Annotated in this window: 17 protein-coding genes; 4 read left to right on the forward strand and 13 right to left on the reverse strand. The window is 71.1% G+C overall.

Annotated features, from left to right (window positions below; translation table 11 throughout):
• The first annotated feature begins 171 nt into the window (after nucleotides 1–171).
• A complete protein-coding gene (locus tag OG226_RS49725) occupies nucleotides 172–744 on the forward strand; it encodes a MarR family winged helix-turn-helix transcriptional regulator (RefSeq protein WP_329352987.1) in 573 nt (190 codons plus the stop codon).
• Nucleotides 745–747: 3 nt separating this feature from the next.
• Here OG226_RS49725 and OG226_RS49730 read toward each other — a convergent pair whose 3' ends face one another.
• From OG226_RS49730 to OG226_RS49775, 10 genes are all read right to left on the reverse strand, one after another.
• Nucleotides 748–1,479 carry a gamma-glutamyl-gamma-aminobutyrate hydrolase family protein gene (locus OG226_RS49730; protein ID WP_329352988.1) on the reverse strand — a complete coding sequence of 244 codons (732 nt, stop codon included), beginning with the start codon at nucleotides 1,477–1,479 and terminating at the stop codon, nucleotides 748–750.
• A complete protein-coding gene (locus OG226_RS49735) occupies nucleotides 1,476–2,966 on the reverse strand; it encodes an aldehyde dehydrogenase (RefSeq protein ID WP_329352989.1) in 1,491 nt (496 codons plus the stop codon). The genes OG226_RS49730 and OG226_RS49735 overlap by 4 nt, the downstream gene beginning before the upstream one ends.
• Before the next feature lie 97 nt (nucleotides 2,967–3,063).
• Nucleotides 3,064–4,524: an APC family permease gene (locus OG226_RS49740; RefSeq protein ID WP_329352990.1), complete on the reverse strand. Its 1,461-nt coding sequence runs from the start codon at nucleotides 4,522–4,524 to the stop codon at nucleotides 3,064–3,066.
• Nucleotides 4,525–4,684: 160 nt separating this feature from the next.
• Entirely contained in the window at nucleotides 4,685–5,284 is a 600-nt protein-coding gene (locus tag OG226_RS49745; protein WP_328686152.1) for a TetR/AcrR family transcriptional regulator, read from the reverse strand.
• A gap of 28 nt (nucleotides 5,285–5,312) precedes the next feature.
• Nucleotides 5,313–6,158 carry a fumarylacetoacetate hydrolase family protein gene (locus OG226_RS49750; RefSeq protein ID WP_329352991.1) on the reverse strand — a complete coding sequence of 282 codons (846 nt, stop codon included), beginning with the start codon at nucleotides 6,156–6,158 and terminating at the stop codon, nucleotides 5,313–5,315.
• Between the two features lie 9 nt (nucleotides 6,159–6,167).
• On the reverse strand, nucleotides 6,168–7,103 hold the full coding sequence (locus OG226_RS49755; RefSeq protein ID WP_328686154.1) for a 3,4-dihydroxyphenylacetate 2,3-dioxygenase: 936 nt from the start codon (nucleotides 7,101–7,103) through the stop codon (nucleotides 6,168–6,170).
• On the reverse strand, nucleotides 7,096–8,556 hold the full coding sequence (locus OG226_RS49760) for an aldehyde dehydrogenase (RefSeq protein ID WP_328686155.1): 1,461 nt from the start codon (nucleotides 8,554–8,556) through the stop codon (nucleotides 7,096–7,098). Before OG226_RS49760 ends, OG226_RS49755 begins: the two co-directional genes overlap by 8 nt.
• 44 nt (nucleotides 8,557–8,600) lie before the next feature.
• Nucleotides 8,601–9,413 (reverse strand): acetoacetate decarboxylase family protein, encoded by an 813-nt coding sequence (locus tag OG226_RS49765; protein ID WP_328686156.1) that lies wholly within the window; start codon nucleotides 9,411–9,413, stop codon nucleotides 8,601–8,603.
• 12 nt (nucleotides 9,414–9,425) lie between these two features.
• Nucleotides 9,426–10,637, reverse strand: coding sequence for an NAD(P)/FAD-dependent oxidoreductase (locus OG226_RS49770; RefSeq protein ID WP_329352992.1), 1,212 nt, complete (start codon nucleotides 10,635–10,637; stop codon nucleotides 9,426–9,428).
• A complete protein-coding gene (locus OG226_RS49775) occupies nucleotides 10,637–10,825 on the reverse strand; it encodes a ferredoxin (RefSeq protein ID WP_328686158.1) in 189 nt (62 codons plus the stop codon). The genes OG226_RS49770 and OG226_RS49775 overlap by 1 nt, the downstream gene beginning before the upstream one ends.
• A 372-nt stretch (nucleotides 10,826–11,197) precedes the next feature.
• On the opposite strand from OG226_RS49775, the gene OG226_RS49780 reads away from it, so the two are divergent.
• The 3 genes from OG226_RS49780 (at nucleotide 11,198) to OG226_RS49790 (ending at nucleotide 14,578) form a co-directional block, all read left to right on the forward strand.
• Nucleotides 11,198–12,511, forward strand: coding sequence for a glutamine synthetase family protein (locus OG226_RS49780; RefSeq protein WP_329353734.1), 1,314 nt, complete (start codon nucleotides 11,198–11,200; stop codon nucleotides 12,509–12,511).
• Nucleotides 12,512–12,539: 28 nt separating this feature from the next.
• Complete coding sequence (locus OG226_RS49785) at nucleotides 12,540–13,826, forward strand: cytochrome P450 (protein WP_329352993.1); 1,287 nt, start codon at nucleotides 12,540–12,542, stop codon at nucleotides 13,824–13,826.
• A gap of 74 nt (nucleotides 13,827–13,900) precedes the next feature.
• Nucleotides 13,901–14,578: a class I SAM-dependent methyltransferase gene (locus tag OG226_RS49790; protein ID WP_328686160.1), complete on the forward strand. Its 678-nt coding sequence runs from the start codon at nucleotides 13,901–13,903 to the stop codon at nucleotides 14,576–14,578.
• 193 nt (nucleotides 14,579–14,771) lie between these two features.
• On the opposite strand, the gene OG226_RS49795 is transcribed toward OG226_RS49790, so the two are convergent.
• The 3 genes from OG226_RS49795 to OG226_RS49805 form a co-directional block, all read right to left on the reverse strand.
• Entirely contained in the window at nucleotides 14,772–15,083 is a 312-nt protein-coding gene (locus OG226_RS49795) for a type II toxin-antitoxin system PemK/MazF family toxin (protein ID WP_328686161.1), read from the reverse strand.
• A complete protein-coding gene (locus tag OG226_RS49800) occupies nucleotides 15,080–15,265 on the reverse strand; it encodes a hypothetical protein (RefSeq protein ID WP_328686162.1) in 186 nt (61 codons plus the stop codon). The genes OG226_RS49795 and OG226_RS49800 overlap by 4 nt, the downstream gene beginning before the upstream one ends.
• A 232-nt stretch (nucleotides 15,266–15,497) precedes the next feature.
• The gene (locus OG226_RS49805; protein ID WP_329352994.1) at nucleotides 15,498–18,515 is read right to left on the reverse strand and encodes a glycosyl hydrolase; all 3,018 of its coding nucleotides are present in this window, start codon (nucleotides 18,513–18,515) and stop codon (nucleotides 15,498–15,500) included.
• Nucleotides 18,516–18,585 lie beyond the last annotated feature (70 nt).

Genomic DNA, 18,585 nt, shown 5'->3' on the forward strand with positions numbered 1-18,585 from the left:
CACGCCGCGGGCCCGCGACCGACCGTTCCCCTCGGACACCGCGACCGGTGCGGGGCAGGTGGCAGCGGACGGTGTCGCGGGATCATCGTGCCCCCGGTCCACTGGACCACAGGGCAGGGCTCCGTACAATTTGATCCCGAACGATCCGTGTCCGTGAGTGAGGGAGGGCCCGTGCCCGGCCATCGATCCATTACCGAAGCCGAGAAGCTCGCCGCGCAGAGGCTCGGTGGTTTCCCGATACGCCGGGATCAGATGGCGGCGGTCGCCAACATCCACCGGGCCGCGGCGGCGGTGCGCCAGCATCTGGAGAACTCCGTGCTGCGGGGCTCCGACCTGACCTGGACCGCCTTCGTCGTGCTGTGGGTCGTCTGGGTCTGGGACGAGTCGGAGACCCGGCACGTCGCGGAGGAGGCGGGGATCTCCAAGGGGACGTTGACGGGCGTGGCCCGCACGCTGGAGTCGCGTGGGTTGCTGAAGCGGGCCGGTCATCCGACGGACGGACGGCTGGTCCTGCTCAGTCTCACGGACGAGGGCGAGCAGTTGATGCAGCAGCTGTTCCCGAAGTTCAACGAGGAGGAGGCCTTCGTCACCGGGCAGCTCACCGACGACGAGTGCCGGAGCCTCGCGGACATGCTGCGCCGCGTCGTGCTCCAGGTGGAGGACCATGGTGAGGAGCGTCGGCAGTCCCTGCTGGACGGAGCGGAGCCGGCGCCCCGCCGCAGCGGGCGCCGGCCCAGGGCCTGAGTCTCAGCGGGCCCGCCGAGCCGCCTCGACGAGTGTGTCGAACAGGCCCTGCTGCACCGCCTGTTCGTGCGCGGTGTCCTCGGGATGCCACTGCACGGCCGTGAACCAGCCGCGGGCGCCGGGGAGTTCGAGCCCTTCGACGGTGCCGTCGGCCGCCCGCGCGGTCACGCGCAGACCGCTCCCCGGCCGGTCGACGCGCTGGTGGTGATAGCAGGACGCGTCCACTTTCTCCGCGCCCGTCGCCCGCGCGAGGAGCGACCCCGGCTCCAGGGCCACGGGGTGCACGACGTGCCGGTGTTCGCGCTCCGGTCCGCCCATGTCCTGTTCCAGGGTGCCGCCGAGGGCCACGTTGACGACCTGGAGTCCGCGGCAGACGGCCAGCAGAGGCAGCCCCGACTCCAGTGCCTGCCGGGCGACTTGGAGGTCGAAGCCGTCCTGCCGGTCGTCGACGTCGTACACGCTCTCGTGGGTCCCCTCCGCTCCGTAGCGGTACGGTGCGAGGTCCCCGCCGCCGGGCAGCAGTACCCCGTCGAACCGGGCGAGACGGGCGGCGACCTCCGCAGGGTCGGCCGTGCCGTCGGGGGCGTACGGGTGGATGGTCGCCGGTTCGCCGCCCGCCCGCCACACCGCCTCGACGAGCGCCAGGGAGTTGACCTCGGCGGCGTACCGCAGCGCGGAGGCGGTGGCCGAGAAGCGGGCGGGCAGGGCGATCAGCGGGCGCGGCGGGACGGTCACAACTGGATCCAGGTCGTCTTGAGCTCGGTGTACTTCTCCAGGGCATGGGCGGACTTGTCGCGGCCGTTGCCCGACTGCTTCATCCCGCCGAAGGGCACGGTCAGATCGCCCTCCTCGTAGCAGTTCACCCACACCGTTCCCGCCTTCAGGGCGCGGGAGACCCGGTGGGCGGTGCTCAGGTCCGAGGTCCACAGGCCGGCGGCCAGACCGTACTGGGTGGCGTTGGCCAACTCCACCGCTTCCTCAAGGGTGTTGAAGGAGATGACGGACAGGACGGGGCCGAAGATCTCCTCGCGGGCCAGCCCGGCGCCGGCCTCGACCCGGTCGAACACGGTCGGTTCGACGAAGCTGCCGCCGCTGTCCGTGCGGGTGCGTGAGCCTCCCGTACGCAGCCTGGAGCCCTCGTCGACACCGCGCCGCACATGGCCGAGTACGCGCTCCAGATGCCCTTCGCCGACCAGCGCGCCCATCTCGGTCGCCGGGTCCAGGGGGTCGCCCACCCGCAGCTCCCGGGCTCGTGCGACGACTGCCTCGGTGACCTGCTCGGCGACGGAGGCGTGTACGAGCAGGCGGGACGGGGCGGTGCACATCTCGCCCTGGTTGAAGAAGATGCCCCAGGCGGCCGTCGCGGCGGCCTTCTCCAGGTCGGGGGCGTCCGGGAGGACGATGTTGGGCGACTTCCCGCCCAGCTCCAGCCAGACCCGCTTGAGGTTGGAGTCGGCGGAGTAGCGCAGGAAGTGCCGGCCGACGGCGGTGGAGCCGGTGAAGGCGAGCACGTCGACGTCGGGGTGAACCCCCAGCGCCCGACCGGCGGTCGGGCCGTCCCCGGTGACCACGTTGAGGACCCCCGGGGGCAACCCGGCCTCGGTGGCGAGCCGGCCCAGCAGCAGTGCGGACAGCGGTGAGTTCTCGGACGGCTTCAGTACGACCGCGCAGCCGGCCGCGAGTGCCGGGGCCACCTTCCAACTCGCCAGCGTCAGCGGGAAGTTCCAGGGGACGACGGCGCCCACGACTCCGGCCGGTTCGCGGGTGACGAGGGCGAGCGCGTCCGGTGCGGTGTGCGGGGACTCGTCCGTCAGCTTGTCGGCCAACTGCCCGTACCAGCGGAAGGTGTTGATGGCCGCGCGCAGTTCGATGTCGTGGGCGTCCGTGACCGGCTTGCCCATCTCCAGGGTCACCGCGAGGGCAAGCGCCTCCCGCTGTGTTTCGAGGAGTTCGGCGAGACGAAGCAGGACCCGGCCGCGTTCGGCGGGGGCCAGGCGTGGCCACGGGCCCGTGTCGAAGGCGCGCCGGGCGGCGGCCACGGCCGCGTCCACCTCGGCGGGACCGCCGTCGGCGACTTCGGCGACCACCTGGCCGTCGCGGGGGGAGACGACCCGGAAGGTGCGGCCGGCCCCGGGTTCGTCGGCACCGTCGATGTGGTGGGCGCCGTACACCTGGAACGTCTTGGCGCGACGGAGCCATTCGTCATGGGTGACGGCCGGCATGGGGAACTCCACTTCGTCATCGGGTGGGGGAGAGCGAGGTGTGCCTGGCCCGGTGCGCGCCCGTGTCGTCGGACGCGCACCGAGGGAGGGGAGCCGGTCAGCCGTCGGCGGGCGACGCTCCCCGGCGGCTCAGCCGCGCGGTCACGATGCTCAGCGCCATGACCACCGGGACCGACAGGGCGAGCCAGATCGCCGTGGCGCTGTCGCCGCCGATGAGCGTAGTGAAGTTGGCGAGGATGAGCCAGACCGCGCCCGCGACCGCGATCGTGGCCAGGACCGGGGCGACCAGCGTGTTCCACAGCCGCACCTCCAGGCGCTCGCGGCGGAAGAAGACCACCACGGAGACCGAGGTCAGCAGGTACAGGAGCATCATCGCCAGGACGGCGACGCCGCTGAACCAGGAGAAGAGCGTCAGCACCGGGTCCTTGCCCGCGAGCGCGAACGGCACCACCAGGGCCACCGCGACGAGGGTCTGCACACAGCCGGCCGTCCAGGGCGCGTGGCGGCTGTTGAGGGTGCACAGGCGGCGGGGCAGCAGCCCGTCGCGGCCGAGCGAGAAGAGATAGCGGTTGGCGGAGTTGTGGAAGGTGAGCAGGCCGGCGAAGAGGGAGGTGGCCAGCAGGACGGGCAGTACGTCGTTGACCCAGCCGCCGAACTGCGCGGCGATCGGGGCGAAGACGAACGCTGTGGAGTCCCCGCTCGCCAGCGCCTTGCCCGCCGCCTCGACGGCCTTGGAGGGTCCGTACGCGGCGACCAGCATCCAGGAGGTGAGGGCGAAGAAGCCGACGACCACGACGACCGCCAGGTAGGTGGCGCGAGGGACGGTCTTCTTCGGCTCGCGCGCCTCCTCGCCGTAGATCGCGGTGGCCTCGAAGCCGAACATGGAGGCGACGGCGAACATCACGGCCACGCCCGGTGCGCCCTGGGTCACGGCGCTCGGCGAGAAGGACTGCGTGAAGCCGAGGCCCTCCGGGCCGCCGCCCTTGAAGAGGGTGACGAGGCTGAAGGCCAGCAGGATGCTGAACTCCGCCAGGACGAACACGGCCAGCAGCTTGGCGCCCATGTCGATGCCGGTGGCACCGAGCGCCTGGACGACTGCCATGGTTGCCAGCGACCATGCCCACCATGGCAGGTCGAGTCCCGTGTGGGCGTCGACCAGGCCGCTGACGATGGAGCCGTACAGCCCGTACATCGCGGCCTGGATGGCGCAGTACGCGAAGAGCGCCACGCCCGCGCTGCCGGCCCCGGTGGTGCGGCCGAGCCCGGTGCCGATGTAGGTGTAGAAGGCGCCCGCGTCGACGACGTGCCGGCCCATGGTGACGAAGCCGACCGAGAAGAGCAGGGTCACCACGCCGACCAGGACGTAGGCGCCGGCGGTGCCGGGACCGTTGCCGATGCCGACGGAGATCGGGACCGCTCCGGCGATGCCGGTGAGCGGCGCCTGGGCGGACAGAACGAGGAAGAGGATGCCCAGCACGCCGAGCGCGTTGGGTTTGAGCGTGCCTGCCGTGGGTTCGTCCCGCACGGACCGCTGGGATGCGACCGCCTGACTGTCCACTCGGATCACCTGCCAGTTAAGGGGAGTGTCGTTTCAGGCCAAACGAGTTGCCTCATCGTGGGGCGGAACTATCCGTTTGGCAAGGGGGTGGCACGGAGAATCCGTGTCCGACGCGGATTTCTTACGAGGCCGTAATCAGTGGGGAGAGGGGGCCGGGCGGTCAGTGCCCGTCGCGCTCCCGCGCCAGCAGTCGCAGGACGTTCCGCAGCTCGTCGAGGGCGTCCTCGATGACCTCGCGCTCGCCGAAGACGAGCTGGTGCAGGACCAGGCCCTCCAGGGTGGCGAACACCATCCGGGACAGGCCCTCGTCGACCGGTCCGGGCAGCATCTGGGTCAGTTCGCGCCGGGTGGCGGCGAAGTACTCGTCGTACAGCGCGCGGAGATGGGACAGCAGCTCCGGCCTGCGCCGGGCCTCCAGGAGCAGTTCGTACTGGAAGGCCTGGAGGTCGGGCCCCGAGTCCACCATCTCGGTCAGCCCGTGCGAGAAGTCCTCGGGCCGTCCGGTGCCGGGTTCGAGGTCGCTGCTGCTGAGCGACGAGTGGATGGCGTGGGCGAGCGCCGCCTCGATCAGCGCGTCGCGGGTTCCGAAGTGGTGCACCACGAGTCCGTGGGTGACCCCCGCCTCCTCCGCGACGGCGCGGTAGGTGAGCCCGCGCAGTCCGCCCCGTGCCACCACGCGCACCGCGGCGTCCAGCAGGGCCTCGCGGCCCGCGCCGTAGGTGACGCGCTTGCGGGGGCGGCGGCCGGCGGGCTCGGTCATGCAGGCGACCCTACCTGCGCCGTCGCCGTCAGCGGCGCGGTGGACGAATGCCACGGAACTCCCAGTCGCCGCCGAGCGCGGTGGACAGCACCTCTTCCGACTCGGTCGGCTGGGCGCCGACGTCGGTGCGGATCGGGGTGGGGCCGTCGACGACGTGATTGGTGAGTCTGCCGAGGCCCTCGACCTCGACCTCGACGACGTCTCCGGGTCGGACGGGACGGGAGTTGGCGGGCGTGCCGGACAGCAGCACGTCCCCCGGATACAGGGTGATGGTGCGGGCGATGTCGGCGACGAGGTAGTGCATGTCCCACTTCATCTCGTCGGTCGAACCGTCCTGTACGACCTCGCCGTTGACGTAGGTGCGCAGCCGCTTGCCGTGGAAGTCCCAGTCGGTGACCAGGCCCGGGCCGAGCGGGCAGAGGGTGTCGGAGCCCTTGACCCGCAGCATGGAACCGGCGTCGGTGTCGCGGAAGTCGTGCAGGCCGTAGTCGTTGGCGACGGTGTAGCCGGCGATGTACTCGCCCGCCTCGGCCGGGGAGATGTTCCGCGCGGTCCTTGCGATGACGATGGCGACCTCGCCCTCGTAGTTGAGCCACTTGCAGCCCCCGGGGCGGACGATCGCGCCCTTGTGGGCGTTGAGGGAGGAGGTGGGCTTGTGGAAGTAGGTCGGGGTGTCCGGGAGATCGATCCGGAACTCGTCGACGCGGCTGCGGTGGTTGAGATGGACGGCGATCACCTTGGACGGAACCACCGGAGGCAGATGCAGCGCCTCGTCGGTCTTGACGCGGCGGCCGTCCCCGGCGACGAGTTCGTCGCCGTCGACGGTGACCTCGACGGTGGAGCCGTCCAGCAGAACGCGGCGGTACTCGGGCATGTCGCTCTCCTAGGCGCGGCTGTGCGGGGTGCGGGGGGAGGGGGGTACGGGCGGGCCGTCACCGGTCCAGCCGGTGGCCGGGCGGTCGAACCAGAGGTGGACCTGGCCGGTGCCGACGGAGTTCTCGTACGCGCCGTACTGGCGGGCCCTGGCGGTGCAGGCCTGTTCGCCGAGGGCGCCGGCCATCATCAGGTAGTGGAAGAACTTCGCCTCGGGCTTGTACTTCCAGAACTCGTCCATGGTGTCGAGGACCTTGTCGTGCCGGCCCTCCTTGAACCAGGCGATCCGCTCGTAGTCGGCCTCGCGGGCCTCGGGCGTACGGATGTGCGCGGGGTCGCTGGCCTCGTGGTCGCGGATCTCGCGCAGCGGCCAGAAGGTGTGCGACAGAGCGCCGGAGGCGATGAGCAGCACCCGGCGGCCGGGGGTGGCCGCGATGCCGTCGGCGAGCGCGCGGCCCAGGCGCAGATGGTCCTCCATGTCGCCGGTCTGGCAGACGCCGATGGTCACCCACCGCTTGTCCGGCAGTCCCTCGCCGAGGAACTTCCAGAGGTTGATGGTGGCGTAGTACACCGGCAGGTGGTCGTCGTCGATCGGGGTGATCCAGGTGCCGTGCCGGTCGGCGAACTCGGCGATGTTCTGGGCGAGTTCGGGGTCGCCGGGGTAGTCGTAGGGCATCCGGCACATGCCGCGCGGCAGCTCCTCGGAGGTGAAGAGCCCGGCCCGGCGCCGCTGGGCGGCGATCACGAACTCGACGGTGGTGGCCCAGTGGGAGTCGAGGACGACGACGGTGTCGTAGTCGTCCCGGTCGAAGACGTCCTCGCGGAGTTGGCGGAGGCCGGTGACGAGGGTGATCTCCTCGCCCTCGTTGAGTTCGAGGCGGTCGGCCTCGGGCAGCACGATGGTGGGGACATGGGCCAGCAGGCCGGCCCCGACGATCTCACCCATGGTTGTTCCATCCGTTCGGGGCGGTGACGGTGTTCTTGAGGTCGCAGTAGAAGTCGAAGCTCCAGGTGCCGCCCTCGCGTCCGACACCGGAGAGGCGGGAACCGCCGAAGGGTGCCTGGAGGTCGCGCACGAAGAAGCAGTTGACCCAGACCGTGCCCGCGACGAGCCGGGCGGTGACGCGGTCGGCGCGTTCGCGGTCGCCGGTGGCCAGGGTGGCGGCGAGGCCGAAGCGGGTGTCGTTGGCGAGATGTACCGCTTCCTCCTCGTCGGCGAAGGTCTGGAGGGTCAGGACCGGCCCGAAGACCTCCTCCTGCACGATCTCCGAGTCCTGGGCGACGCCGGTGAGGAGGGTCGGCGCGTAGTACTGGCCGTCCTTGCGCTGTCCGCCGATGACGGCTCGGGCCCCGGCTGCGATCGCGCGCCGCACGAACCCGTCGACCTTCTCCAGTTGGCGGGGGTGGATGGTGGGTCCGATGTCGGTGGTCTCCTCGCGCGGGTCTCCCTGGACCAGGGCCGAGGCCTTCTCCGTGAAGCGTCGCGTGAACTCCTCGACGACCGACTCCTCGACGAGGACGCGGGTGGCGGCCAGGCACACCTGGCCGGCGTTGTCGTACTGCTCGACGGCGAGGTCGACGGCGAGGTCGAGGTCCGCGTCGGCGAACACCAACAGCGGCGACTTGCCGCCGAGTTCGAGGCTGAGCGGGGTGAGGTGGGCGGCGGCCGACGCGGCGATCCGGGTGGCCGTGGGCACCGAGCCGGTGAAGCTGATCCGGCGTACGTCCGGGTGCGAGGTGAGCGCGTCGCCGATCTCCGCGCCGTAGCCCTGGACGACGTTGAGGACCCCGGCGGGCAGTCCGGCCTCGGTGGCGATGTCGGCGAGCAGCGAGGCGGTGAGCGGTGACCATTCGGCCGGCTTGAGGACGACGGTGTTGCCGGCCGCGAGGGCCGGGGCGACCTTCCAAGTGGCCAGCATCAGCGGGGCGTTCCACGGGGTGATCAGGACGCAGGGGCCGGCCGGGTCCCAGGTGACGTGGTTGGTGTGGCCGCGCGTCTCGAAGTCCTCGTGGCCGAGGGTGAGCAACCAGTCGGCGAAGAAGCGGAAGTTGTGCGCGACGCGGGGCATGACGCCACGGCGGTGCGAGCGGAGCAGGGCGCCGTTGTCGTGGGTCTCGACGAGCGCGAGTTCCTCGATGCGCTTCTCGACGCCGTCGGCTATGGCGTGCAGGACGCGGGCGCGTTCGGCGCGCGGGGTGGCGGCCCAGCCGGGGAACGCCTCGCGGGCCGCGGCGACCGCGGCATCGGCCTCGGCGGGGCCGCCGCGGGCGATCGGGCCGAGGACCTCGCCGTCGATGGGGGAGACGTCGTCGAAGGTGTCGGCGGAGGCGACGCGTCGGCCGCCGATGAAGTGACGGGTGTCGACGGGGACTCCGGCGACGATGATCTTCTCGGGCATGGGAAGGGCTCCTGACGCAGGCGGGCAAGGGGCGGAGAGGGGGCCTAGTCGGCAGTTGCGGAGGACGTTCCGGACTCCAGCAGCCGGCCGCCGTCCCAGACGACCCCGACCTGTCGGTAGTAGGCGGCGATCGGCTCGCGGACCTCCAGCCGGGCCAGCTCCTCCGTGGGGGCCTCGAACAACGTCAACTCGGCTTCCCCGAGCCAGGGTTGGCCGCCCTCGAAGTCGGCCGCGCCGGTCTCGACCAGCTCGTCCAGTGCCAGCCCCTTGCCCTTCTCGACGGAGGGGAGCCAGCGGTGGTGAGCCATGGGGTGTCCGTTCACGAACCCGTTCGTCTCCGTCGGCTCGCGCAGGGTCACCACGGTCTCGGCGAGGCGCCGGTCGGCCGCGGCGAGGGTCGCGCCGAAGCGGGCCCCCGCCTCGATCCGCGGAGCGGGCCCGTAGGGATGCGGCCGGGTCTGGTGGATGGAGCCGAGCTTCTTCGGATAGCCCTGGTGCAGCCCCCGTGCGATCGCGAAGTCCTTGTCGACCCAGATGTAGACGCAGCGCGAGTACGTCCGGCCCCGGAACGAGCAGCGCACGACCGCGAACGCCTCCTTGTACTGCGCGCGTACGGGGTCGAGCAGTTCCTCCCCGGCCTGCGAGCAGGACTGCCAGTCGGCCCAGATCAGCGCGACCGCGCCCGGGTCCTCGTCGGCCAACTCCAGTGGCTCGGGCAGCAGTTCACGGACCCGTGCGGGATCCGTGCGGTACTCGACGGTGAGCAGGTCGCCCGAGTAGCGCCAGGGCGGCGCGGGGATCAGCGACGACGATCCGGTCGCGGTCTTGGGGTGGAAGTAACCACGGACGCTGGCCATGACGTTGGTTCCTTACGCGGTGAGGGCGGGCTGCTGGAGGAGCGCGGTGCGGTAGCGGGCGGCCCGCGCGGCCGTTGTGGGAACACCGAGCGCCACGACACCGACGAGCAGGCCCTCGCGGTGGTAGCCGGCGATGACGTCGCCGTCCGGGTCGCCGTCCAGGACCCGGACGTCGTCGAGGCCGAGCAGGGGCGAGCCGAAGGACTGCAACCGGAAGTCGTGCTGGTCGCTCCAGAAGGTGGGCAGTGGCGCGAAGGCCGCCGACTCGCCCTGGTGTCCCGTGAGATGGGCGACGAGACTTCTGGCCGCGTGTCTGGCGCTGTCCGTCGGGATCGACCAGTGCTCGACCCGGCGCGGCACTCCGTCGTAGCGGGCGTTGGGGAAGCGGGCCACGTCACCGACCGCGACGACGGACGGCAGCCCTCCGACCCGCAGCAGCTCATCGGTGAGCACACCGTCGCTCAGGTCGAGTCCGTTGCCCTCCAGCCATTCGGTGTTGGCGAGCGAGCCGACCGACTCCACCACCACGTCGGCGGGCAGGACGGTGCCGTCGCTCAGTAGGACTCCCGTCACCCGGTCGTCGCCCTCGAAGCCGGCGACCCCGGTGCCGAGCGCGAACCGCACCCCGCGCTGTTCGTGCCGTCGTAGCAGCGCACCGGCGAGCAGCCTGCCGAGCGGACCCACCATGGGCAGTGGCAGCGGGTCGACGACGGTCACCTCGGCCACGCCGAGGCCCACGGCGGTGGCGGCCACCTCGCAGCCGATGAACCCGGCGCCGACCACGACCACGCGGACGCCCGGCCGGGTCAGTTCGGCGTGCAGGCCCTGTGCGTCGGTGAGGGTGCGCACGGTGTGGCGGCCGGTGAGCGGTCCGGGGCAGCGCAGCCGGCGGGGGCGCATACCGGTGGCGACGACCAGGCCGTCGTAGGAGAGCGTGGTGCTGTCGTCGAGGGTGAGGGTGCGCGCGGCGAGGTCGGCCGTGACGGCCTTCCGGCCGAGCCGCCACTTCACGTCGGCGGTGTTCGCCTTGGGGGCGAAGGCGAGGGAGTCGAAGGACGCCTTGCCGGCGAGGACGTCCTTGGAGAGTGGGGGCCGGTTGTAGGGCATGTGCGGTTCGTCGCCGACGACCGTCACGGAGCCGGTCCAGCCGGCCGTCCGCAGTTGTTCGGCGGCGCGCAGGCCGCCCATCGAGGCGCCGACGACGACCACGCTTCCCCCGGCCATCACTCCTCGATCCGGATGGCCTGGAGCGGGCAGACGTCCGCGGCTTCCTCGACCTCGTCGCGCAGGGCGTCGTCGGGGTCGGGGACGTAGCCGAGGTGTCCGTCGTCGTCCAGCTGGAAGACGTCGGGTGCCGCGAAGACGCACTGGCCGTGGTCCTGGCACTTGTTCATGTCGACGACGACCTTCATGGCCGGCCTCCTGGGGTGAGGGCGTCGGAGAGGTGGTGGGGAGAGGGGCCCGGCACGGTGGCCGGGCCCCGGCCAAAGGGGCTCGAAGACCGGCCCCTGACTCGTTTGGCTTCAAACAAGATAGGAAGCCGCCGGGGTGGGGTCAATACCTATCCGGATGGATAATTTTCTTGTCGTCGCCTCTTGCGGGACGCGGCGACCGCTCTTACCGTTTGGCGTCAAACAACGTTGCCGGGGTCGCCCGTGACCGCCGTGTCCCGGCCCCTCATTTCCCCATCGGCCGCCTCAGGACCTCGCGTCCCAGAGGTGCCCCACCGTCCGCCCGAGGAGACAACGGTGAGCGTTCAAGACATCCCGGAAGTCCGCCGCCACATGGAGCGACTCGCCGCCGACGGCATCGACGTGGTCCGGGTGACCTATCCCGACCTCATCGGCACCGACCGCGCCCGCGACGTCCTGCTGGAGGAACTGCCCCGGGCCGTGGAACACGGGCTCGCCTTCTGCCGGGCCGTCTACCACACCAGTCCGCAGGGCGACGTCGTCCCGGTCCGCGGCGGCCTGGACGCCGGACTGCCCGACATCTGCGTACGCCCCGACCTGGACACCCTCCTGCCCCTCCCGTGGGAGCCCGGCGTGGCCACCTGCCTCGGCGAGGTCCTGGACCCGGCGACCGGGGCGCCCGCCCCCGAATCGCCCCGCGACCTCCTCCAGGCCGTCCTCGACCGGTGCGCGGAGCACGGACTGCGGCCCGTCGTCGGCCCCGAGCTGGAGTACTTCCTCTGCGAACGCGACGCCGTCGGCGGCTGGCGCCGGTACGCGTCCGACGCCGGTGTCGTCTACACGGCGGGGCTGCGCGCCGACCCCGACAACCACCTCCTGCGCACCCTGCGGCAGGTCCGCGACCTGAACATCGGCGTGCTCAGCGGCAACCACGAGTTCGACGGCGGACAGTTCGAGATCAACCTGGTCCACTCGGAGGCGATGTCGGCCGCCGACCGCGCCTTTCGCTTCAAGGCCGCGATCAAGGAACTCGCCCGCAAGGAAGGCAGACTCGCCACCTTCATGGCGAAGCCGTTCAACGACGCCGGGGGATCCGGCTTCCACCTCCATCTGTCGAGCCACGACACCGAAGGCCGCAACGCCTTCGACGACCCGTCCGGGCCCTACGGCCTCTCCGCCACCGCACGGCACTCCGTCGCCGGCGTGATGGCGCACGCACCCGCCCTGGCCGCGCTGCTCAACCCGACCGTCAACTCCTACAAACGCTTCGGACCCGACACGCTCGCGCCCTGGCTGATCGACTGGGGGCTCGACAACCGCAGCGCCATGGTCCGCATCCCGCCCGAGCGCGGGTCCGCAGCCCGGCTCGAACTGCGGCTGGGCGACGCCGGCGCCAACCCCTACCTCGCGATCGCCGGCACCATCGCCGCAGCCCTGCTGGGCGTGGTGGCCGCAGAGGAGCCGCCCGCCCCGCTGGAGGGCTACGGCTACGACCCGGCCCGCTCCACCGTGCTGCCCGGCACCCTGTCCGAGGCCCTCGACGCGCTGGAGGCGGACACCGCCCTGGCCGAGGTGCTCGGCAAGGACTTCACCACGTCCTTCCTCTCCTACAAGCGGAACGAGGTCGAGCGCTTCCAACGGCACGTCACCGACTGGGAGTTCACCGAGTACGCCTACCACCTGTGACAGCCCGTACGACCCCCAGGAGCCACCGATGACCGAGACGACCCTGCCCGCCGCCGCGAACGAACCACTGCCCCTCGCGGACGTGAACCTCGCCGACCTCGACAACTTCACCGACGGCGTGACCCCGTGGCGCATGTTCCACACCCTGCGCCACGAGGACCCCGTCCACTGGCAGCCCGAGGAGGCCCCCAACTCCGGCTTCTGGTCGGTGACCCGGCACGCCGACATCGCCCGGGTGGACCGGGACGCCGAGACGTTCACCTCCACCCGGTTCGTCAACCTCGAAGAGGTCGACGACGACCAGATCAAGAAACGCGCCTCCATCCTGGAACTCGACGGCGTCCGCCACCGGGCCCTGCGCAGCCTGATCCAGCGGCAGTTCGGCGCAGGGGTGATCAACAGCTACGCCGACTTCCTGCGCGGCCTGACCGCGAAGACCCTGGACGCGGCGCTGGCCAAGGGCAGCTTCGACTTCGTGAAGGAGATCTCCGCAGACTTCCCCATCAACGTGCTCGCCCGGCTGCTCGACGTGCCGCCGGAGGACAACCAGCAGCTCATCGACTGGGGCAACCGCATCATCGGCAACACCGACCCCGACTACGCCGACGTACTCCTGCACAGCGGGGAGAGCGAGAAGTACCGCGACCTGCCGTTCCGTTCACCCGCCTCGCTCGAAGTCTTCGAGTACGGAAGGGAGTTGGCCAGGCAGCGGCGCGGTGGCCAGGGCACGGACCTGGTCTCCAAACTGGTCAACACCACCCCGCGCGACGGCGTCCCGCTCTCCGCGCGGGACTTCGACAACTACTTCCTGCTCCTGGTCGTCGCCGGCAACGAGACAACCCGGCACACGATCACCCACTCCATGCTGGCACTGCTCCAGCACCCGGAGCAGCTCGCCCGCCTCCAGGCCGACCCCTCCCTGATCCCCACGGCGGTCGAGGAGTTCCTGCGCTGGGCCTCTCCCGTCTACCACTTCCGCCGGACCGCCACCCGCGAGGTCGAACTCGGCGGCAAACGCATCAAGGAGGGCGACAAGGTCGTCATGTGGTACGCCTCCGGCAACCGCGACGAGGAGGTCTTCACCAACCCCTACGACCTCGACGTGGCCCGGCAGCACAACGACCACGTGACCTTCGGGAAGGGCAGTCCCCACCTGTGCCTGGGCAACCTGCTGGCCCGCACCGAGATCCGCATCATGTTCGAGGAGCTGATACCCCGCCTCGCGGACATCCGCCTGGCCGGCGAGGTGCCGCGCGTGCGCTCGAACTTCGTCAACGGCATCAAGAGGCTGCCGGTGGAGGTGACCCTGGCGTGAGGAGCTGAGCCGCCGTTTTGCCGGAGCAGCAACAAGATTGGTGTCACCAGGACCTGGTGGGTGACCGTGGGCCGGTGACTGACAACATCGCAGGATCGTCCGCGCCCGACACGTCCTTGCCTGCCGACGGATACGTCGGAGACCCCGAGGTCCGGGCGGAGTGGGACAACCGATACGCGGACAGACAGCAACTGTGGAGCGGCCGGCCCAATGGCGCGCTCGTGGCCGAGGTCGCCGGGCTCACGCGCGGACGGGTGCTCGACGTCGGCTGCGGTGAGGGCGCCGATGCCGTCTGGCTCGCGCGCGGCGGTTGGGAGGTGACCGCGCTCGAAGTCTCGGGCGTGGCGCTGGAGCGGGCCGCGGGGCACGCGAGGGACGCCGGTGTCACCGTCCGCTGGGTACACGCCGGACTGGCGGAAGCGGCGCTTCCCCCGGCCTCCTTCGACCTGGTCTCCGCGCAGTACCCGGCTCTGCTGCGGACACCCGACGCCGCAGCCGAGCGAGCGCTCCTCGCGGCCGTCGCGCCCGGCGGCGTGCTGCTGCTCGTGCACCACGCGGGGATGGACACCCGGCACGAACACGACGCCGGGTTCGACCCGGCCGACTACGTCTGGCCTTCCATGGTGGCCGCTCTGCTCGACGACGACTGGACGGTGGAGGTGGACGAGCAGCGGCCACGCGTGGCACCTGACGGCGGCGCCGGTGCGCACCACACCGATGACGTGGTGTTGCGGGCGCGTCGACTGCGCTGACGGCCCTCCGACGAAGGCGGACCCGGCGCCTGAGGGAAGTAGTCCTGCTGTCGTCGGTCGCGACGCCGACGTCGCGATCGGCGCCATCAGGATCGACGCTCTCGGCCTTTGGCGCGCCCTTACCTACCAGGCGCGAATCGGCCGGCCAGTGTTCCCGCTCGATGCGGGCTTCGCCGCGCCGTATGCCACCGGCTTACAGGTCGAGGACGGCGCGGAGGGCGTTGTCGACGAGTTCCTGCTGTTCGGGGCCGATGTTCCCGTGCGGTGTGCCGGTCTCGAAGCGGAGTGTGGAGAGCTGGAGGAGGTTGACGGCGACGGCGGAGGCGTCGACCGGGGCGGTCAAGCGCACGCTCATCGCCGTGTCGGGGTGCTGGGCCGGGGCGTGCAGGACCAGGACGACGACGGCGCCGTAGGCGTCGGCAAGTCCGTCGAGGCTGACGACCAGAACGGTACGGGTGCCTTTGCCGGTGTCCACATCCCAGACATCGCCCTTGCGGATGGTCACAGGGCGTCGCCTTCGCCTGCCAGGTCGAGGGGGGCGACGGAGGCGAGCCTGCGCGCGGCGTCGAGGGTCATCTGACGGCGTACCGCTCGCACGATGTAGTCGTTGAGGGACGAGGAGCCGGCGGCGGCGTCGCGCAGTTGTTTGTCCATGGCGTCGGGAATGCGCAGCGTGATGGCAGTCATGACACCAATTCTAGTGGCAAGGGTGGCATCGTGTGTGTCGTTGAGCCGTTCCGGAGTGGGCGACACGGCGCCATCGGGTTGAGCCGGGCCGTTGGTCGCCTGGGTGCGTTCGCCTTTGCCGGGCTCGGCGATCCGCGCGCGCCCGGCTCGGCGACGACCGATCCGTCACCGCGCTCGCCTCCCGGCAGCCGTTCGCCTCTACGGCCGCCGGGATCCGTGCCGGTGCCGGGAGCTAGGCCACCGGCTGCTGTATGTACGGCGTGAGTTGGACCGGTCCGACCAGGCCGTAGTTCTGCCTGGCGGACGTGCCGAACACCGCGGGGTTGCTGATCCGCAGCCGGTTGAACAACGGGGTGGCCACCTCGACCTCGATGGTGTTGGCGCCGCGGCGCAGCCGACCGCCGAGGTCCACGACCGGGTTGATCCGGTCGACGGGGTCGAGGCGTGTCCCGTTGACGGTGACCCGGCAGGTGTCGGTCACGCTGCCCAGCTTCAGCACGGCTCCCGTGCCGGAGGTCCAGGTGCTGGGAAGCGTGACCGTCGTCCGGTAGCGGCCGATGCCGCCCACGTCGGCCAGTTCGGGGATCTGCGACCAGGGCAGCAGGGCGTCGAGGACGAGGCTGTGCTGGACGATCGTGGTGGTGGTCGCGGTGGCGCCGGGCTGCCAGTCGTCGACGGAAAGGGTCCAGCGGTCGAGGGTGAGGGCGGCCGGCACCTCGGGGATCTTCGTGGTGACCTTGCGGCCGTTCGACAGGGTGGTGGTGCGCGTCCCGGCCGTGGAGGCGCGGATCGCCAATGATCCGTCCGCGAAGAGCACGCTGTCCGCGTCGGTGGCGACCGCGTGCGGACGGCTGCCGCAGCGGTCCCCGAACAGTCCCGCGCCGCCGAGCGCGACGACGAGGGTCTCGCCCGGCTGGAGGGTGACCCGGAAGGTGAACGCGTCGCCGTCCTGGGTGTATTGGGCGAGCCGGGTGACCCGCCTGCTCCACGGGTCCAGCAGGTAGGGGACCGCGCCGGAGCCCTTGCGACGGGTCGCGTGCAGCGTGACGTCATGGTCGATGAGGGCGACGGCGGGCTTGACGGTCTCGGCGTGCTTGCCGTTGCACAGGTAGTAGAAGTCGGCGTCGTCGGTGACCCGGTGGGCGTTGAGCAGGGTCGAGGACACGGAGTAGACGGCGTCGGAGGTCACGCCGAGTTCCGCGAACGCCGCGCCGACCAGGGTCTTGTCGGTGATCCGGCGGACGTTCGGCAGCGCGAGCAACTGTGCGGTCAGGGACCGCAGTTCATCCTGCTCCCCGTCGTCGGGGAGCCCCGGTGTGAGGGGCTGGTCGAAGGCGCCGAGGAGCACGGTGGGCAGGCCTGCGCGGGCGAACGTCAGGAGTCTGCGGGCGTCGGCGACGGCGAGCGTGGGCGTGGAGCCGTAGAAGAAGTCGCCTTCCAGGAACAGGGCCTTGTAAGCGGGCCCGTCGGGTGCCAGGCGCTTTCCGGAGACCTTGGCCGTGGGCAGGTCGAGCAGGGGGCCGCTCAGGAACTGGTGGGTCCAGCCGAGCGGGATGCCCGTCGAGGTGAGCCAGGACGCCCCGATGCCGGTCGCCGTGTAGCCCGTCTGCCGGAAGACGGCGATGTCCGCGCGGGCGGTGCCCGATTGGAGCACCTCGTGCACGCGGCCGAGATAGCCGGTGATGTCGGGGACGTGGTGCCAGGTGGGTTGTCTCGGCCCCCACGACTCGCCGTATCCGGGTGCTCCGCTGTACGGGCTGAACGCGGCGAAGCCGGGCCAGCTGACGCCGGGCACGGTGGCATAGGAGAAGCCGTGGATCACGGTCTGGTTGACGCCCGCCGCGTACGCGCCGCCCATGGTGCGCAGGAACTTGTCCCAGGTGGTGTTGTAGGCGCCGCCCGCGTACGCGCCCGCCTCGCAGGACAGGACGCGGTGGCCGGCCATGTCCCGTCCGCCGGCGAGACAGCGGTAGTCGTCGAGGTTCTTGAAACCGAGCGACTCGCCCTCGGGGACGTCGAGAACGGCCGCCGAGGCGATCGCGTCGGTCTGGAGTCCGTACGGCTGCGAGCGCAGTTTCATGCCGTGCCCGTGCGCCCAGGACTTGAGCGCCCCGAGGTGGTGCTCGTTGAACAGGCCGGAGACGGTCTCCCAGAAGTCGTGCCGGACCTCCTGGGTGAGCCGCGCCTCGAAGGCGAAGATCTGGTTGCCGTTGTCGAGGACGACGGCCGGCAGGTACGGCAGCAGGTCCCGTCCGGTGTGCTCGCGGAAGGCGGCAGGCAGGCCGGGCGTCCACTGGAGTCCCTTGGTCTCCAGCTCCACGGAGTCCTCGAAGAAGGTGTTGCCCGCCGTTCTGAGGAGTTGGCGGAGCGTGGAGTCCAGGATCGTGGAGTCCCAGTAGCGGGTGACGGCCGCCGTGCCGGTCCCGCTGAAGTGGTCGACGACGTACGCGGCGGGCGAGGAGTGCGGTCCCGCCTCAGGCTGCTGGCCCGAGCCGCGCTGCCAGTACGACAGGATCACCCAGGTCGCCGCGTCGGGCGGGGTCCAGCTGAGGTTCCCGCCCCTGACCCGGTCGGTCAGGTCGGTGACGCTGTCGGCGTCCAGACCGGTCGCCTTGCCGCTGGAGTAGGTGGTGTTGACGCGGGCGGCCTGGACGGCGAAGAGCTTCTGCACGGCCACACCGGAGGCGGCCGGGTAGACGGAGGCCGGCACCGGTCCGTCGTAGGCCGCGCCGCCGGTCAACGTGGCCTTGCCGTAAGCGAGTTCCTTCACCGCGGCGTCGTCATCGGGTGTCACACCGGGCACGGCGACGGGCCAACTCGGCCCGAGCGTCAGGTCGATGGTGAGCCCGCGGCGGGCGGCCTGCCGCAGAGCGGCCTTCACGCCGTCACGCCAGGCCGGGCTGCCCCAACCGTGACGGGCGGTGTCCAGGACGGAGGTGTCGGTGATGCTGTGGTGGACGGCCGCGATCTCGGCGCCGCCGAATCCCGCGTCGGCCATCTGGTCGATCTCCCGCGCGATCTCCACCGGGTCCACCAGCCCGTCCGGCCACCACCAACGGAACCTGGGCCGGACCGCCTTGGCAGGACCGGCGAACCAACTCACCGTAGGGACAGCCTCGTTGGAGCGAGCCGTCCCGGAGGCGGCGGCGCTCGCTGCCGGACCGAGTGCCGCGAGAACGCCCGTCGTCAGACCGGCGCCCAGTACCGACCGACGTGTCGCACCGCCACGCTGCGGGTGGGTTTCGTGCATGGTTCAGCCCCAACTCGTCACGGGTGAGCAGCTGTTGAATCGTTTCAAATCGCTGCAAGTGCCGGAACCG

The sequence above is a fragment of the Streptomyces sp. NBC_01261 genome (assembly GCF_036226385.1).
GTDB lineage: Bacteria > Actinomycetota > Actinomycetes > Streptomycetales > Streptomycetaceae > Streptomyces.

Excerpts from the sequence above, each read along its gene's own strand:
- OG226_RS49770 (WP_329352992.1), bottom strand. The coding sequence starts at position 10,637 with ATGGCCGGGGGAAGCGTGGTCGTCGTCGGCGCCTCGATGGGCGGCCTG.
- OG226_RS49735 (WP_329352989.1), bottom strand. The coding sequence starts at position 2,966 with ATGCCGGCCGTCACCCATGACGAATGGCTCCGTCGCGCCAAGACGTTC.
- OG226_RS49785 (WP_329352993.1), top strand. The coding sequence starts at position 12,540 with ATGACCGAGACGACCCTGCCCGCCGCCGCGAACGAACCACTGCCCCTC.
- OG226_RS49800 (WP_328686162.1), bottom strand. The coding sequence starts at position 15,265 with ATGACTGCCATCACGCTGCGCATTCCCGACGCCATGGACAAACAACTG.
- OG226_RS49750 (WP_329352991.1), bottom strand. The coding sequence starts at position 6,158 with ATGCCCGAGTACCGCCGCGTTCTGCTGGACGGCTCCACCGTCGAGGTC.
- OG226_RS49755 (WP_328686154.1), bottom strand. The coding sequence starts at position 7,103 with ATGGGTGAGATCGTCGGGGCCGGCCTGCTGGCCCATGTCCCCACCATC.
- OG226_RS49745 (WP_328686152.1), bottom strand. The coding sequence starts at position 5,284 with ATGACCGAGCCCGCCGGCCGCCGCCCCCGCAAGCGCGTCACCTACGGC.
- OG226_RS49805 (WP_329352994.1), bottom strand. The coding sequence starts at position 18,515 with ATGCACGAAACCCACCCGCAGCGTGGCGGTGCGACACGTCGGTCGGTA.
- OG226_RS49775 (WP_328686158.1), bottom strand. The coding sequence starts at position 10,825 with ATGAAGGTCGTCGTCGACATGAACAAGTGCCAGGACCACGGCCAGTGC.
- OG226_RS49765 (WP_328686156.1), bottom strand. The coding sequence starts at position 9,413 with ATGGCCAGCGTCCGTGGTTACTTCCACCCCAAGACCGCGACCGGATCG.
- OG226_RS49780 (WP_329353734.1), top strand. The coding sequence starts at position 11,198 with ATGGAGCGACTCGCCGCCGACGGCATCGACGTGGTCCGGGTGACCTAT.
- OG226_RS49760 (WP_328686155.1), bottom strand. The coding sequence starts at position 8,556 with ATGCCCGAGAAGATCATCGTCGCCGGAGTCCCCGTCGACACCCGTCAC.